Source organism: Runella sp., from assembly GCF_965279615.1.
In the GTDB taxonomy this organism is placed as follows: Bacteria; Bacteroidota; Bacteroidia; order Cytophagales; family Spirosomataceae; genus Runella.
This window is the reverse complement of record NZ_OZ257252.1, coordinates 6,367,036-6,380,447: the sequence shown is the minus strand read 5'-3', so window position 1 is coordinate 6,380,447 and position 13,412 is coordinate 6,367,036. Positions and strand designations below refer to the sequence as shown.

General features: G+C 40.9%; 15 protein-coding genes. 2 read left to right on the top strand and 13 right to left on the bottom strand.

Annotated features, from left to right (window positions below; genetic code table 11):
- Window positions 1-390: 390 nt before the first annotated feature.
- The 3 genes from ACQY73_RS26720 to cmk all read right to left on the bottom strand — a co-directional run bounded on the left by ACQY73_RS26720 (window position 391) and on the right by cmk (window position 5,468).
- Window positions 391-3,600 (bottom strand): hypothetical protein, encoded by a 3,210-nt coding sequence (locus tag ACQY73_RS26720; protein ID WP_428657069.1) that lies wholly within the window; start codon window positions 3,598-3,600, stop codon window positions 391-393.
- A 93-nt stretch (window positions 3,601-3,693) separates the two neighbouring features.
- On the bottom strand, window positions 3,694-4,764 hold the full coding sequence (locus tag ACQY73_RS26715) for an NAD(P)/FAD-dependent oxidoreductase (protein WP_428657067.1): 1,071 nt from the start codon (window positions 4,762-4,764) through the stop codon (window positions 3,694-3,696).
- On the bottom strand, window positions 4,761-5,468 hold the full coding sequence (gene cmk / locus ACQY73_RS26710; protein ID WP_428657065.1) for a (d)CMP kinase: 708 nt from the start codon (window positions 5,466-5,468) through the stop codon (window positions 4,761-4,763). Before cmk ends, ACQY73_RS26715 begins: the two co-directional genes overlap by 4 nt.
- A 264-nt stretch (window positions 5,469-5,732) precedes the next feature.
- Here cmk and ACQY73_RS26705 point away from each other — a divergent pair, with 264 nt between their 5' ends.
- Together ACQY73_RS26705 and ACQY73_RS26700 are read left to right on the top strand one after the other, a co-directional pair.
- Entirely contained in the window at window positions 5,733-6,254 is a 522-nt protein-coding gene (locus ACQY73_RS26705) for a hypothetical protein (protein WP_428657063.1), read from the top strand.
- Window positions 6,255-6,338: 84 nt separating this feature from the next.
- Window positions 6,339-6,788, top strand: a complete 450-nt coding sequence (locus ACQY73_RS26700; protein ID WP_428657061.1) for a TM2 domain-containing protein — start codon at window positions 6,339-6,341, stop codon at window positions 6,786-6,788.
- A gap of 36 nt (window positions 6,789-6,824) precedes the next feature.
- On the opposite strand, the gene ACQY73_RS26695 is transcribed toward ACQY73_RS26700, so the two are convergent.
- From ACQY73_RS26695 to ACQY73_RS26650, 10 genes are all read right to left on the bottom strand, one after another.
- Entirely contained in the window at window positions 6,825-7,628 is an 804-nt protein-coding gene (locus ACQY73_RS26695; protein ID WP_428657059.1) for a hypothetical protein, read from the bottom strand.
- 25 nt (window positions 7,629-7,653) lie between these two features.
- Window positions 7,654-8,523 carry a hypothetical protein gene (locus ACQY73_RS26690; RefSeq protein WP_428657057.1) on the bottom strand — a complete coding sequence of 290 codons (870 nt, stop codon included), beginning with the start codon at window positions 8,521-8,523 and terminating at the stop codon, window positions 7,654-7,656.
- Window positions 8,523-8,975 (bottom strand): membrane protein insertion efficiency factor YidD, encoded by a 453-nt coding sequence (yidD, locus tag ACQY73_RS26685; protein ID WP_428657055.1) that lies wholly within the window; start codon window positions 8,973-8,975, stop codon window positions 8,523-8,525. The genes ACQY73_RS26690 and yidD overlap by 1 nt, the downstream gene beginning before the upstream one ends.
- The gene (locus tag ACQY73_RS26680; RefSeq protein WP_428657053.1) at window positions 8,972-9,667 is read right to left on the bottom strand and encodes a LolA family protein; all 696 of its coding nucleotides are present in this window, start codon (window positions 9,665-9,667) and stop codon (window positions 8,972-8,974) included. Before ACQY73_RS26680 ends, yidD begins: the two co-directional genes overlap by 4 nt.
- Before the next feature lie 183 nt (window positions 9,668-9,850).
- On the bottom strand, window positions 9,851-10,705 hold the full coding sequence (gene prmC, locus ACQY73_RS26675) for a peptide chain release factor N(5)-glutamine methyltransferase (protein ID WP_428657051.1): 855 nt from the start codon (window positions 10,703-10,705) through the stop codon (window positions 9,851-9,853).
- A gap of 80 nt (window positions 10,706-10,785) precedes the next feature.
- Window positions 10,786-11,070 carry a hypothetical protein gene (locus ACQY73_RS26670; protein WP_428657049.1) on the bottom strand — a complete coding sequence of 95 codons (285 nt, stop codon included), beginning with the start codon at window positions 11,068-11,070 and terminating at the stop codon, window positions 10,786-10,788.
- An 8-nt stretch (window positions 11,071-11,078) separates the two neighbouring features.
- Window positions 11,079-11,621: a DUF420 domain-containing protein gene (locus ACQY73_RS26665; protein ID WP_428657047.1), complete on the bottom strand. Its 543-nt coding sequence runs from the start codon at window positions 11,619-11,621 to the stop codon at window positions 11,079-11,081.
- Between the two features lies 1 nt (window position 11,622).
- Window positions 11,623-12,147, bottom strand: coding sequence for a hypothetical protein (locus ACQY73_RS26660; protein ID WP_428657045.1), 525 nt, complete (start codon window positions 12,145-12,147; stop codon window positions 11,623-11,625).
- Window positions 12,148-12,208: 61 nt separating this feature from the next.
- Window positions 12,209-12,529, bottom strand: a complete 321-nt coding sequence (locus ACQY73_RS26655; protein WP_428657043.1) for a cytochrome C oxidase subunit IV family protein — start codon at window positions 12,527-12,529, stop codon at window positions 12,209-12,211.
- Between the two features lie 87 nt (window positions 12,530-12,616).
- A complete protein-coding gene (locus ACQY73_RS26650; RefSeq protein WP_428657041.1) occupies window positions 12,617-13,378 on the bottom strand; it encodes a cytochrome c oxidase subunit 3 in 762 nt (253 codons plus the stop codon).
- Window positions 13,379-13,412: the final 34 nt, after the last annotated feature.

Here is a 13,412-nt window from a genome sequence, read left to right as displayed (position 1 = left end):
GGCGTCGTTGTTTTATAAAACCTCTGAATTTTGAATTTTTCCTGAATATCATTGTATTATAAACGAATTATGTGCCGTCAACGGGGGGTAGCTAAAACCGTGCCAAGAAGCCTGATTTTAAGCCCCTTTTAAGGGTAAAAAAAGCTTGATTCAGCCGTTTTAAGGAAGATTAATACTAATCAAGAGTGTTTTTGCTTACGGAAAAAGTACACAGCGGCCACCGAAGTTTATGGAAACATTTGCAGCAATTGAGCGGGCAATTTAGCAGGCCGAGAATTATACAATTTTATCAAAAATACCTTTTAGGTATACATAGATTTTGTTTATATACCTATTTTAACAAAAAAAGCTGAACAAGTCTGTTCAGCTTTTTTTGCATGCATAAATTTATTAAAAATCATATCCTAAAGTCAGATAGGGAATCGCTTTATTGATTTCTCCATTATCCAATCCCCAGGCATAATCAAACTTAACATAGAAGCCAAATAACATCGTTCGCGCTCCCAAACCATACCCCAATAAAAATGGATTACGGAAATTATTGACGGTTGCACTAAAGAAATCCAACCGGATAATTTCTGTGTTCAGGCTGTTTTGGCGATTGAAGGGCCACTTACCCGTCCATGCAGTACCAATATCGGTAAACCCAACCAATTGAAAATTTCTCAGAAAGTTTGAAGTGATCGGACCACGATAAAAATACTTAACAAGCGGCATTCTCAGTTCACCATTAAACAGTAAATGGTTTGTACCGGATACCTTATTTATGTTAAACCCTCTGAGGTTGGTGGCCAACTCCACGAAAAATATATCTCGGTTATCAATAGGAATTAAGGCACTGCTCAAACCTACCGCCAGAGGATTCACACTCCGCTCATCCTGATTATTTCCGGTCCAGTTTTCCATTCCTCCCAAAACACTTTGTTTAGGCGCTTTACCACCTGAACGAGCAAAAGAAATACGCGTAGCAAAAATCAAATCACGGTGAATTTTCTGATAATGCCGAAAATCAACCACCAATCTGTTGAATCCACTTGTACCGCTTATGCCTCCAAACAAATCATAGCGCACTTTAAAGCGCGTCCCTTCCATCATATTCATCCCATTGATGCGAGAGTTGTCGTACACAAATTCGGCACGAGCTCCTAAATAAGAGGAGGCAACATCTGCAGCAGCAATATTACTAACGTCTAACAATTTGGATTCTGCAAAGAAAGGGGTAAGTGAGACCCGTGCATTATTATTGAAGGGATAGGCGGCCGTAAACGCTACCCGATTATAACGATATTTCTGACTGGCCGGCGGTTGAACATAAAGGCTTTGGCGGTCTACGCGAACACTGAAATCAATTCTGTGCGCGAGATTTTCGTATTCAGCCCATAGGTTATTTGTTCTAAAATTGAGAAGGCCTAAGAAAAATCCTGCTTTAACAATGTGATTTTCAAGCAGATCGTTCATTGTAAGCGACTGTGCAAACCCAAAACCGCGTACAGGATCTATGCGCCAATCGGAAGTGGCATCGTTACTGATGAATAAACTTTTATAATCAATAGGCCCTTTTATGGTAATATTATCTCTTTTGCGATTCCGACTTGGCAGGTTAGCCGCGCTTGATATAGTAGTACCTCTTCGCTGACGATACTCAAAACTTTTAAGAACTTCAGGATCAAATTCATAATTATCAGTATCGACCTCTCCTGAATCTAATTGTATTTTTCTAGGATTGGCCATTTGAGCTATCATGCTGGCATCGGCCGCAGGATTAGTGCGTTGTTCTGTCTTATAAACAGACATTCCCGACATGCTTTGTACCCGTGGAGTGGCAACCAACTCATTGGAGATCGGGGTAAGGCGCCTCTGATAAAACACGGCCTCTTGATCTTTAAACCAATTGACACTTACAAACGCCCCCGAAGCCGCCAGGTAATCATAGTCCCGAACGTTTTGATTAAAACCGGTCATAGGAGTTAGCTTTTTAATATCTAACTCATACCGATATAAATTTGTAATCCCCTTATAATCTGAGAGGAAATAAAACGTGTTTTCGTCAGCAGTACGCGCGTTCGATATAATGTTCAGGGAATCAACAATTCTCGTGACTGTTTGTGCACGAGGATTTCCATCATGAACAAACAACGCCATTTTCTCCTTGACCGTTTTATAAGACCCCTTATCCGCAATTGCCAACGAATCTTTTATGCGGTTTGATGAGAATACTACCCGAGTGGACGATGTTCCAACGAAATGGGGGTAACGATCATCGTATAAATCACCCGTAAGCCCAAGCAACGAAGAACGCCCGATATTGAAAAGAAACAAATCATTTTGCCCTCGGCTATCGGCACTCAATGCTAAAGTAGAGCCATCGTTAGAGATATCAAAATCAACCACTTGATTAACTCCTCTGATTTCGCGACTCAAACGCAGCTTGGATCTACCTTTTTCTCCAATATCAAATAATTCTAAAAACACCCGTCCGTTTTCTTCAGAAATGATAGCCAAACCGTTGTTACGGCTCCATGCAATCAAAGGCATACGACTCAGGTACATCCGTTTTTCCTGCGAATATTTCCCTTTCAGAACTGTCGTAACTGCTTTAGTTTCAGTATTGATGATCTCGACGGTATAGTGCCCTGCCTTGCGGTTTGTTACGGCAACGTATTGGTTATCTAAGCTAATTCGTGCGCTGTTTGGCAAATGCCCCAATGGCAATTCCAGTTCCTGCATCCAGTCACCGGAAGGGTCTTTATAACCGGTGGTACCTGCAGTAGTAGCCATGTTGGTGTAAAAGTCCCGCCACTCTTTGAGAAAACGGGAAAACGATACTCCCAAAGTACTGGCTACGCTGGTTTGTTCGGTGCGTATGATGCGTGTAAGGTTGAGAATATTTGAAATATTGTCTTTTCCATACCGCTCAGCAATATAATTCCAAATAGATTGTCCGACCAACGTTGCTTCCGGTCCGGTCAATAATGAAGGCTTTTTCATCTGACGATGAACGATGGCATCTCGCATATAATCATCCAGTTCAGGACTCCAACCTTCGGCGATATATGCCGCTATTCCGGACATAAACCAGTCGGGCAACGAGAGCAATAATGAACTTTGCAACGCATCTTTCAGGCTTCCCCCATAAAGCATATCATAAACAAACAAGCGGGATATCTCCTTGATTAACTGCTTCCGAAAGCTGATTTGGTCTCCTGTAAAGGCAATTTCTAAGCGAGCTTTGGCCAAATTGAGTTCTGTTTCACTTAAATCAGAACTGTTTGCCATTCCCATATTGCTTTGTAAAAGCTCTTGGGGTGAATTGTAAAGAAAAATTTTGATACGGTTATAGGGTGTATACCCAAGGGCTTCCGTAATTCGGTCAAATTCAGATTCAGCATATTGGGCTGCCAAGGTAGCAAGTGGCGTACCTGCCCCATAATGATAGATCTCAAAATTGTTGGTTTTAAGGATTTTCCATTCAAACCGCTGATATTGTACGCGGTTTTTGCCGAATTTCTCTTGAGAAGGATAATTTTGAGCTTCAACCGATTGGGCCAACAATGCCACGGCCCCCATCCACAACAATCTAGTTATAAAACACCTTTTCATATTCAGAACTACTCTGTTAATCGTTAAGTGTTAAGTGTTTAAGATCAATAGCGCAACAAATGTACCATTAACTTATACTATTAACGCTTAACTTTATTTAGAACGAAAATATAACGAAAAAACTCGCTCAATATTCGCCTCTTTATTTATTTCTTCTCCGGTTTCTAAAAATTTTGCAAACTGCTCTGCGAAATAGGGTGCCAAGCTTACTCCTTTCGTTCCCAGACCATTAAAAATCCCAAGTGACGGATATTCAGGGTGAATCCCGACAAACGGTCTTCGGTCTTTGGTAGAAGGCCTTATCCCTACCTGTTGCTCCAAAATTTGGTAGGGTGTTTTTAAAAATACGTTGATTTTTTCCTGTAAATATGCTCGCGCATCTTCTGTCGTTTCCCAATCAATATCATGCCAGGTATAGGTAGCTCCCAGGCGGCATTTTCCTTTTCCATCAATGGACAAAATAAACACTCCCTGATTGACTATTTCTTTGATCGGATAGTTATCAATAAATGCGATAAGGCTTTGACCTTTCACAGGATTGAACGGCAACCAACTGAAAAACGGATTCTGACGAGCTTCAAATCCTTCACAAAATAGTATTTTTTTTATCTTCAACTCTCCGTACTTTACTCCATCTTCTTGAATTTCAATTTTTTGATAATCAATTTTACCGTACGAATATTGTTTTTTATCACTAAAATAGGTTTCAATTTTTTGAAGCATTCGGGTGCAATCTACCCAACCTGACCGGGTAATTTGTAGCCCTCCGTATTGATTTTGAATATAAGGAGCAAATTCAGCATCATTTGTCCGGTCAATCACGTACTTTGCAATAGTGGGATCAGCCGTTTGAGCTATATACGAGTTTTGTTCCTCAATGGAGCGAAAGGGACGATATACATCGCAATCGTGAAGAAATTCCACTTCCAACAGTTGCTGCATTTCTGAGTAAAATTTGTGCGCAAACGGAAAAAGCTCGTCGGCCTTCCAGGTACGGGATAATTTCTTCCCGGTCAGCGGATTAAATATGCCGGCAGAAACTTTAGAAGCCGACGGAAGCGTTGGATCGTTCAGGATCAGTACATGATGCCCGCGTTGCGACAATGTCCATGCAAGGATTGACCCGGCGATGCCCTGCCCAACAATCAAATAATCGGCTGTCATTCGTGCGCGTTGCGTTGTCTTATCGAACTGCTGATTTTTTCATCGGCCAAATTAGTAAGCAATTCTATTTGTTCATCCAATGTCATAAAAGAAGTGTCTACCAAAGTAGCATCCGCTGCTTGCCGTAAAGGACTGTCGGCCCGGGTGGTATCAATTTGGTCCCGTTTGTGAATGTTTTTTAAAATATCTTCCAGATCAAGCATTTCTCCTTTTTCCAGCAATTCAATCTGGCGACGTTGTGCTCTGATGTGAGGATCGGCAGTCATAAAGACTTTGAGTTCGGCTTCCGGAAACACTACAGTTCCAATGTCACGTCCATCCATCACTACTCCTTTGGCTTTGCCCATTCGCTGTTGCTGCGCCACCATAGCTCGTCGCACTTCCGAGATAGCACTGACCTCACTTACCCAATTGGCTATGTATAATTTTCGAATTTCGTCTTCTACATTCAATCCGTTCAGATACGTTTCATTGCGTCCGTTCTCCGGGTTTCTCCTAAAGTCAATTTTTATACTTTCAAGTGCCTTCGTAATTTCTTTAGGATTGGTAAGCGCAATATGGTGGGTGTGGAAATAAAGTGTTACAGCCCGATACATGGCACCTGTATCTATATAAGCATACCCTAAATGAGCAGCGACACCTTTGGCAGTGGTACTTTTACCGCAGCTGGAATAGCCATCTACCGCAATAATGATTTTAGACATAAGTAGTGAAATAGGTTCGCCGACAAAGATAGGAATGAAGTGCCGAGAATTCCAGAAACAACCGATTTTCTGAGTTTAATAAGTGATTAAAATTAGTTTGATCGTTTGTATTTAACACTCTTGGTTTCTACATTTACTTTATAGACCAATCATTAATCCCCTACGCGTTTACCGAATAATAAATTAGAGCAATTCTGTTTTTTTCTAACACGTTTTTGAAGTTTCTTTGTATCGTTAATTCTAACTAAAAATCACACGTTCACCATGAAAAAAATGTTTTCTATCGCATTGTTGGCCTTTGCCACAATGATTTGTTTTCACTCAACTTCATTTGCACAATTCTCAAAAGGCGATAAAAGAGTTGCTATTGGTGTGGGTCTTTTTTCACTTGGAGCCAATGCAACCGTTGAGTATGGAATTATGGATGATTTAGGAGTAGGTTTGTATGCGAGCTATGAACGCCCCAGCCTTGGATATATCGGTATCAACTATTCGTATTCAGACATCCAGATCGGACCACGTGCCACCTATCACCTTAATCGTGTATTGAATTTGGATAGTAAAGATTTTGATCTTTATGTATCAGGTGGAATCCTGCTCCGCAGCTATGGTTATCCGGATTCTTATTGGAATGCCTACGGTCTTGGTTCAAGAACCCGCTATACTACTGCTACTTTGCTGGCAAGAGTAGGTGGTACTTATAATTTTTCTGAAAAAATGGCTCTTTTCGCTGACCTTGGCTCGGGTGGCTCTTGGGTTCAGGCCGGAATTTCATTTAAATTCTAAAAATTCTAAGCTATCTTATTTGTAGGTTGTGTACCAAACATCTATTTTTGGTACGTATTTAAACAAAAAACCCAAAGTAAGTTTATGAAAAGACTATTTGCACTTGTTTTCAGCTTTGCTGTACTTCTTGTAGGCAAAAGCTATGCAACCAACACAGCCGAGTATTTTGTTGATGCACAAGCCATTGAGCAAACGCTTAATGACGGTGAGCAACTTGATCTGGCAAATACCGCAGAAGCCGCCTCTGCACTTGAAAGCCTTATGGGCGCAGGTCAAGCTGATGCTACGAAAGTAATGGCCGGTGACAAAAAACCCGTCGTAGCTTTTATTCTTTCATGGGTAGTAGGTTGGTTAGGTATTCACCGCGCTTACTTGGGTACTGCAGGTGGTGTAATTGTAGGTTATATCTTGACCTGCGGTGGATTGGGAATTGTGAACTTGATTGACTGGATTGTTTTATTGATGGAAGTGATCGAAGAAAAGAAATTCGATTCGTATGTCAACAACAAGAAATTCTTCATGTGGGCTAACTAGTCTCCGTTATAGATACAAAAAAGGGAAGTAGCCAAGCTACTTCCCTTTTTTGTTTTCTCCTTCGATCAATACCGCTCGAATTTTCTGATTATTCTTCGCCTTACGCTTCCGATTGGTTTCTTCCGCCATTAATTCAGCACGGCGCGCCCCTCCAAAATAAAAGGCCTGAAACATACCGGCACCCGTAAAAAAGCCGATCAGATAATACCGATGCCACACATGATAAACTCCAAAACCCAACGCAAGAGTTTGCAGACCTACTGAAACCAGTCCTTGCATAGGAAATCCTGCATACATTTGCCCTACTCCGGGCATCACAAACGAAAGCAACTGCGCCTTTTCCGGGCTTTTGGGCTTTTTTCGGAGGAAATCATACAACTCGTCGGCATTTATACTTAATTGATTACGAACGACATACCGTTTAAAAATCTCCTTTGACTCCGGCCAACGATCCAATTCATTAAGAGTCAATATTTCCAAAACATCTAACGCAGAAAACAAGGTTGAATCGCGCACATAGAAACGCGTTTGCAGGATTTGCCCGTGTGCTTCACCATAATGCCGGCTCAGGTAACCACATAAAGCCAACTCATAGCGCAATCGAAATTGTAACGTATCGTTTGGTTCGTTCAGGTCGATGCGTTGGGCCGTTAGCCATGCCTCTTCAAAACGTTTCAAATACTTCTGGCATTGAATTTTTTTGAACAATAAATCATTGGCTGACAAGCGATATATGTCAGCATTCATTGAATCAAGACGCCGGCTTTGGTCAAACAACGCCTTTTCATAATACACTGCGGCCAAATCAAATTGACCTGCCTTCGAAAGACTGTCGCCCATCTGAGAAACCTGTGCAATCCCTCCCTTATTGATTAAAAACAGTACGCAGAGGAATCTGCATATTAAATAAAATCTGTGCATCCAGTTTATCATTAAATTCCTGCTGACGAATATGAACCGTCAATACACTTCCCCAGATATTGCCTACATAGAAAAAAGTAAAAAGCCCGCTGTACAGCAAAAAACGAGGGCTTTTCCAGCCATCTTTTCGATATGCTTCATACGCCTGAAATCCCAATGCCGCGTTTTGAATAAGGGTTATTACTCCCTGACCCAATTTGCCGGCGTACATTTTTCCGGTTCCCGGAATGATCGCCGACATCAATCCTGCCACTACCGGTGATTTTCGTCTATGCTTTTTGAGCGATTCAAAGCTTTGTTTCATCACTTCTTCTTCCTGACTGAACGCAAAGTACTTTCCCGTAAACTGCGCCTGATACGTTGAAAAGCGCACCGTATCGCGTCGCAGTAAACTTACTCCTGCCAATTGAAGGTTCTTTAATGCAATATGGAGCGAATCAACTACTTTAAGATCTGTCAGAATAGTGTCAGCCTTTTCGTATCTTTTTGAGAATGTATGCCCAAATTCTTCTAAAAATCGTGAGGTAATATAATTGGGGTGTTGAATAGGTACTTTTTCAAAATAATAGATAGCCGAATCGATCTGTTGTTGATTATAAAAGGCAATGGCTCGAAAATAAGGAAGTGATTGCTTCTCTTTTGTCCACTGAAGTACATCATTGTAATACTTTCGTTCAAGCAGGTATTCCACAAAAAGTGAATCCGATGAAGATTTCTGCTGTGCTTTCAGAGGCGTCCAAGCCAATAAACTTACTAAATAACAAAGTGTACCAAACGACCCAAACAGAAAGGCAGACGCTCCTTTTTTACTCATTATTTACTGTTTTTGGCGTTTAGTCGGTACATAGCAGGTGTATCTATGACCCTTCCCGTTAGGGGTGAAATACGAATAAATTCAATACTGGTAGCGGCTACGCGATTGCACCGGGAAATACGATCAGCACTTAGGGCAATGCCTTTAAATATTCCAAACTCCTGAATTGCCGCTCGGCTGAATCGAGAACAGGAAAGTTCATAGAGGCATTCTGCTGATATTTGTGGTGATATTACTTTCTGATAACCCGTCAAAGCGCCGTTGAGCATCCAATAAGCAGGATTAAAACGCAGAAAAGCTTTTGCCTTTGTTTTCTTAGACTGTCCAAATTTTACAGTTGGCGCAGAACCGGATTCGGCCAGCAATTCCAAATCAGAGACTTGCGCCAAGCTTACGATTGGCGCAACCAACAAAAGCAAAAGGACAAATTTACAATGTCTAAAGAATATCATTTTATGACCTTGGCGTTAGAAGGGATGGTAAACTCCAGCAAATTAGACTGAACCTGCTCATTTATTTTCAACGCACCATAGGCCGTTTTTGTTACAATGGAATCCTTGGCCGTTACATAATCAATCTGCGTAATTGTCTGGGGAAAATCAACCGTTCCCAGTTTCATGTAATCGTAATAAAACACCTTTTTGATGGTACGTTCTGATGGATCAACATATTTCATAAAAATAGGGTTTTGCCCTTTATGGACAAGCTCTACCCGCTTTATGTTTTTGGCCAAAGGCGTTGGAGACTTCCATGTTGTGATCATTACCCCATTTTCAAATTTTGTAGTACCCAAGCTAAATCCCATACTCGAAAGCCCTAAATCGGCTTTACGATTATGAAGAAAAAAGAAAAATTGGGTCGTTTCTGTGCTGTAAGTGGCATTTTGTTGTTGCAGCACCGTATTTTTCGTAGGGTCATACACTCTCAATTCGCCATTGGCATTGTTAAATAGATACAATTCTGAGGGCTTTGGAAACTGCGTCACCATCCTGCCCGAAGTGGCATAGCAAAGTTCCGCGCGTGTATTGGTTGTTTTTCCTTTGTGATTGGTACGCATGGTCATAGAAGCACTCACTTTACGTACCTCCTGTGCATATCCTACAGTGGCAAACACTACCCAAAAAGCAATTTTTACAAAATTCATTTTATCATTTTCAAAACGTCGGCAAATTACGGCCTTTCGTCCACATACAAAAACATAAACGTCAGACTTCTACATTAACGCATTTCCAACCTCAAAAACCTCAATCGACTCCAAGACTCCAATAGCTTTAAAACAGAAAAGGGGATGATTTATCTCACCCCCTTTTCTGTCCATTATATCTTTTTACGCGGAGAGTTGAGCTTTCACAATACGATCCTTCCCGTACATATCCTGAATAACTTCTACTTTTTTGAATCCTTTTTCGAGGAACAATTGCTTAACAACTCCCCCGAAATGCTCATTTATTTCAAGATAGCACGTCCCATCCGATTTTAAATGGTTGGTACAAAAATCAGCGATGGCACGGTAAAACAGCAACGGGTCTTCATCTTCTACAAACAACGCCAAATGAGGCTCAAAACGCAGCACATTGGGCTGCATACTTGTTTGTTCGGCATAAGTGACATAGGGAGGATTGCTCACAACTACGTCAAATTTTCCGTCAAACGTATCATCTTTTAAAATATCGTACTTCTCAAAAGTAACTTCTGATAACAATTGGTGAGCGTTTTCACGCGATACGGCAAGGGCATCGTCAGAAACGTCCCAACCCCAAACTTTAGCAAACGACATAAACCTGTCCAATGCAATTGCAATGCAGCCGCTTCCTGTCCCGATGTCTACGATTTTAACGGGGCTCTCTTCCCAAAAACAGTCTTTTACGATCAGGCGAACCAATTCTTCTGTTTCAGGACGTGGAATCAAAACGGAAGGAGAAACCTTAAATTCCAACCCACAGAAGTAGGTTGATCCAATAATGTGTTGAATAGGTTCGCTCTGATTCAAGCGTTCAATGATCCTGTCCCAATTGGGTTGTGATTCATCCGGCGAAATAGGCTTATCCGTCAGCACATCAACGCTCCGTAAACGAAGATAATGCTCCAACAGCATAAAAGCCATGGCTTTTACTTCCTTCGAGGAATAAGCAGTAACGTTTTGTACGATGTAATCAAAAAGTGACTTAGCTGAAGTAAACATTGAGCAAAAGTTAGGTTTGGGGCCTTGGATTCGGGAAATTTGCCCTAAACCCATTCAAAAACACTTTATAATTCATGGAGTTAGCCATTCAGCGCATTTCGTAACTGCTCCCGAAGAGCCACTCGTTGTGCCATTTCTTTTCTGCTGCTGCGATACCATAAATAGGCAATTACACCCACCGTCAGGTACGGAAATATAAATAAATAAGCGATTCCCGCGTTGATACCGTTCCCTATCACGTTTCTGCCTGTACTCATATTGGTCTCAACAGCTCCTTTGCACATAGCACACTGCGCAATTGCACTTTCAGCGCCGACAATAAGCAACAAAATAATAGCCACAAACAAACTCTTACATTTCTTCATAGTTGTATCTAATTATAATAAGGGCTAATCATTAAATATACAATCACTCCCGTGATACTTACGTATAACCAAATGGGAAAAGCCCATTTAACTGCCTTTTTATGGAGATCGATCTGATTGCTCATGGCAAAATAAATGGCCCTCAGCACAAACCAAACAACACCGATCGATAATGTAATATGCGATACCAGCAAGACGTAATAAATAGGGCGAATGAGGCCTTCACCACCAAAAGGAGTCGACTCATTTGACAAATGGTAAAGCACATAACTTACCAAAAACAAAGAACCCAAAATAAATGAAACGGTCATCGCTTGGCGGTGAGCTGCGATGTTTTTCTTCTTAATAAAATAATAACCTGCCAATAATGAAATCGTAGTCAATGAATTAATGAGTCCATTGATATGGGGCAATGCTTTTGTCCATTCACCCAACTCTACTTTAGGGATACGTGGATTGAGCAAAATAGCCACCACCAGAGGAATTGCTACCGCAATTATGTTAATTACATTATTGTATTTCTTGTCTTTAGGTAATGATAGTGTTGTCATTTTAATCTTTGACTTTATCGTAAATATCAATGAGAACTTTTAATTCTGCCAGCAAACGGTCTACTTCCTCCGGATCAGTACCATCATATACACCTCGAATAAACCCATCCTTATCCAACAATACAAACTGTTGATTATAGGGAATGAGTTCAGCAGATTTTTTCCTTTTTACGGGATCAATTTTATAGATCTCAGCCGCCTCTTTTTCAACCTCTGCTCCTTTTAAAGGCTCTACAATTACCTGCTCCGAAGCCAATTTCTCTACTCTGGCAAATTGTTGTGTTAACTGCACGGAAGGATGTTCTCCAAAAAAAGCAACAACCTTGATCTTTTTTTCAGTGGCAGTCGGAATTTGATAAAAAACGGTGTCCGCCCCATTCATTACTACCTTTCCCGTTGAATCAACGAGAGGTTGCAGATAGGGCAGCGTAAAATGATTTTCAGTAAACGCGTGTAAAAATAGAACAATTAAAGCCGGCAGTACCAACACCACGGTTAGCAAGCCGGCTTTTAAGTATCTTTTCATAGTATAGAAATACTCTTTTACTCAGTAATGAGTTGGCGAAATAACTTTTAACTTCTCTAAATCAGCGTAAGTCAAAAATAGAACCTCCCTCACGCATAAGCGCAATCAATAACCACACCACAAAGATACATGGAATAAGAATAGCCCAAATAAGTGTTTTGACTTCGTGCTTTAAGTGCATAAATTCACCCACGATGTAAAATGCCTTAACGATGGTCATTCCTACGAAAATAGCTGTCTTAAGCGGTCCTGCATGCAGCGTAAAAGCAATTAAAAACTCCAATGCGGTAAGCACTAAAAGAATCCAAAAAGTACGCCAAATCGCTTTCCGTTGCTCTGCGCCGGCATTCTCATCAACTTCATGTTCGTGTACGTGTGCCATATCTTTTTAAAATAGTAAGTTAAACGTTAGAGAGTAGCGTTAAGCAAGCATAACTACTTAACGCCTAGTATTTAATAGAATTTTGAATTACACCAGATAGAAGAAAGTAAATACGAATACCCACACCAAATCTACAAAGTGCCAATATAATCCAACTTTTTCGACCATTTCATAATGCCCACGACGCTCATAAGTACCGGTTGCCGTGCGGTAAAAAACTAAGAAATTCAATATTACCCCTGAAAATACGTGAGTACCATGAAAACCTGTAATGAAGAAAAAGAAGTCAGCAAAAGCAGGAGGACCATATTGGTTTTCGGTAAGGTTTGCGCCAAAAACAGTTTTTGACACCCATGAACCATCAACGATTTCTTTGATTACTGTACCTCCGTCTGTTCCATGGATAAAGTGAGTCCATTCCCACGCTTGGCAACCTAAAAAAGTAGCACCACCCAAAAGAGTCCAAAGCATGTATTTCTCAACGGTAGCGCGGTCATTACGATGCCCCGCTTCTACTGCCAATACCATTGTTACAGAACTGAAGATCAGGATAAAGGTCATTATCCCAACGAATATAAGTGGTGCGTGTAAACCATGAAGGAAAGGTAAAGCATCAAAAACCTTTTCCGGGATCGGCCAATAGGTTGGTGATGAAATAAAGTCAGCAACTTTACCCGCATAGGCCGGGTAGCTGTAGCGAACCAAGCCATAAGAAACCAGCAAAGCCGAGAAAGTAAATGTGTCCGAAACCAAAAAGAACCACATCATCAACTTTCCGTAGCTGGCTTTCATAGGTTCAACCCCTCCTAGCCATACGTTTTTAACATTCGGTTGTGCAGTAGCAGCCATCGTTATTCTATTAAATATTGCAAATTTTAATTAA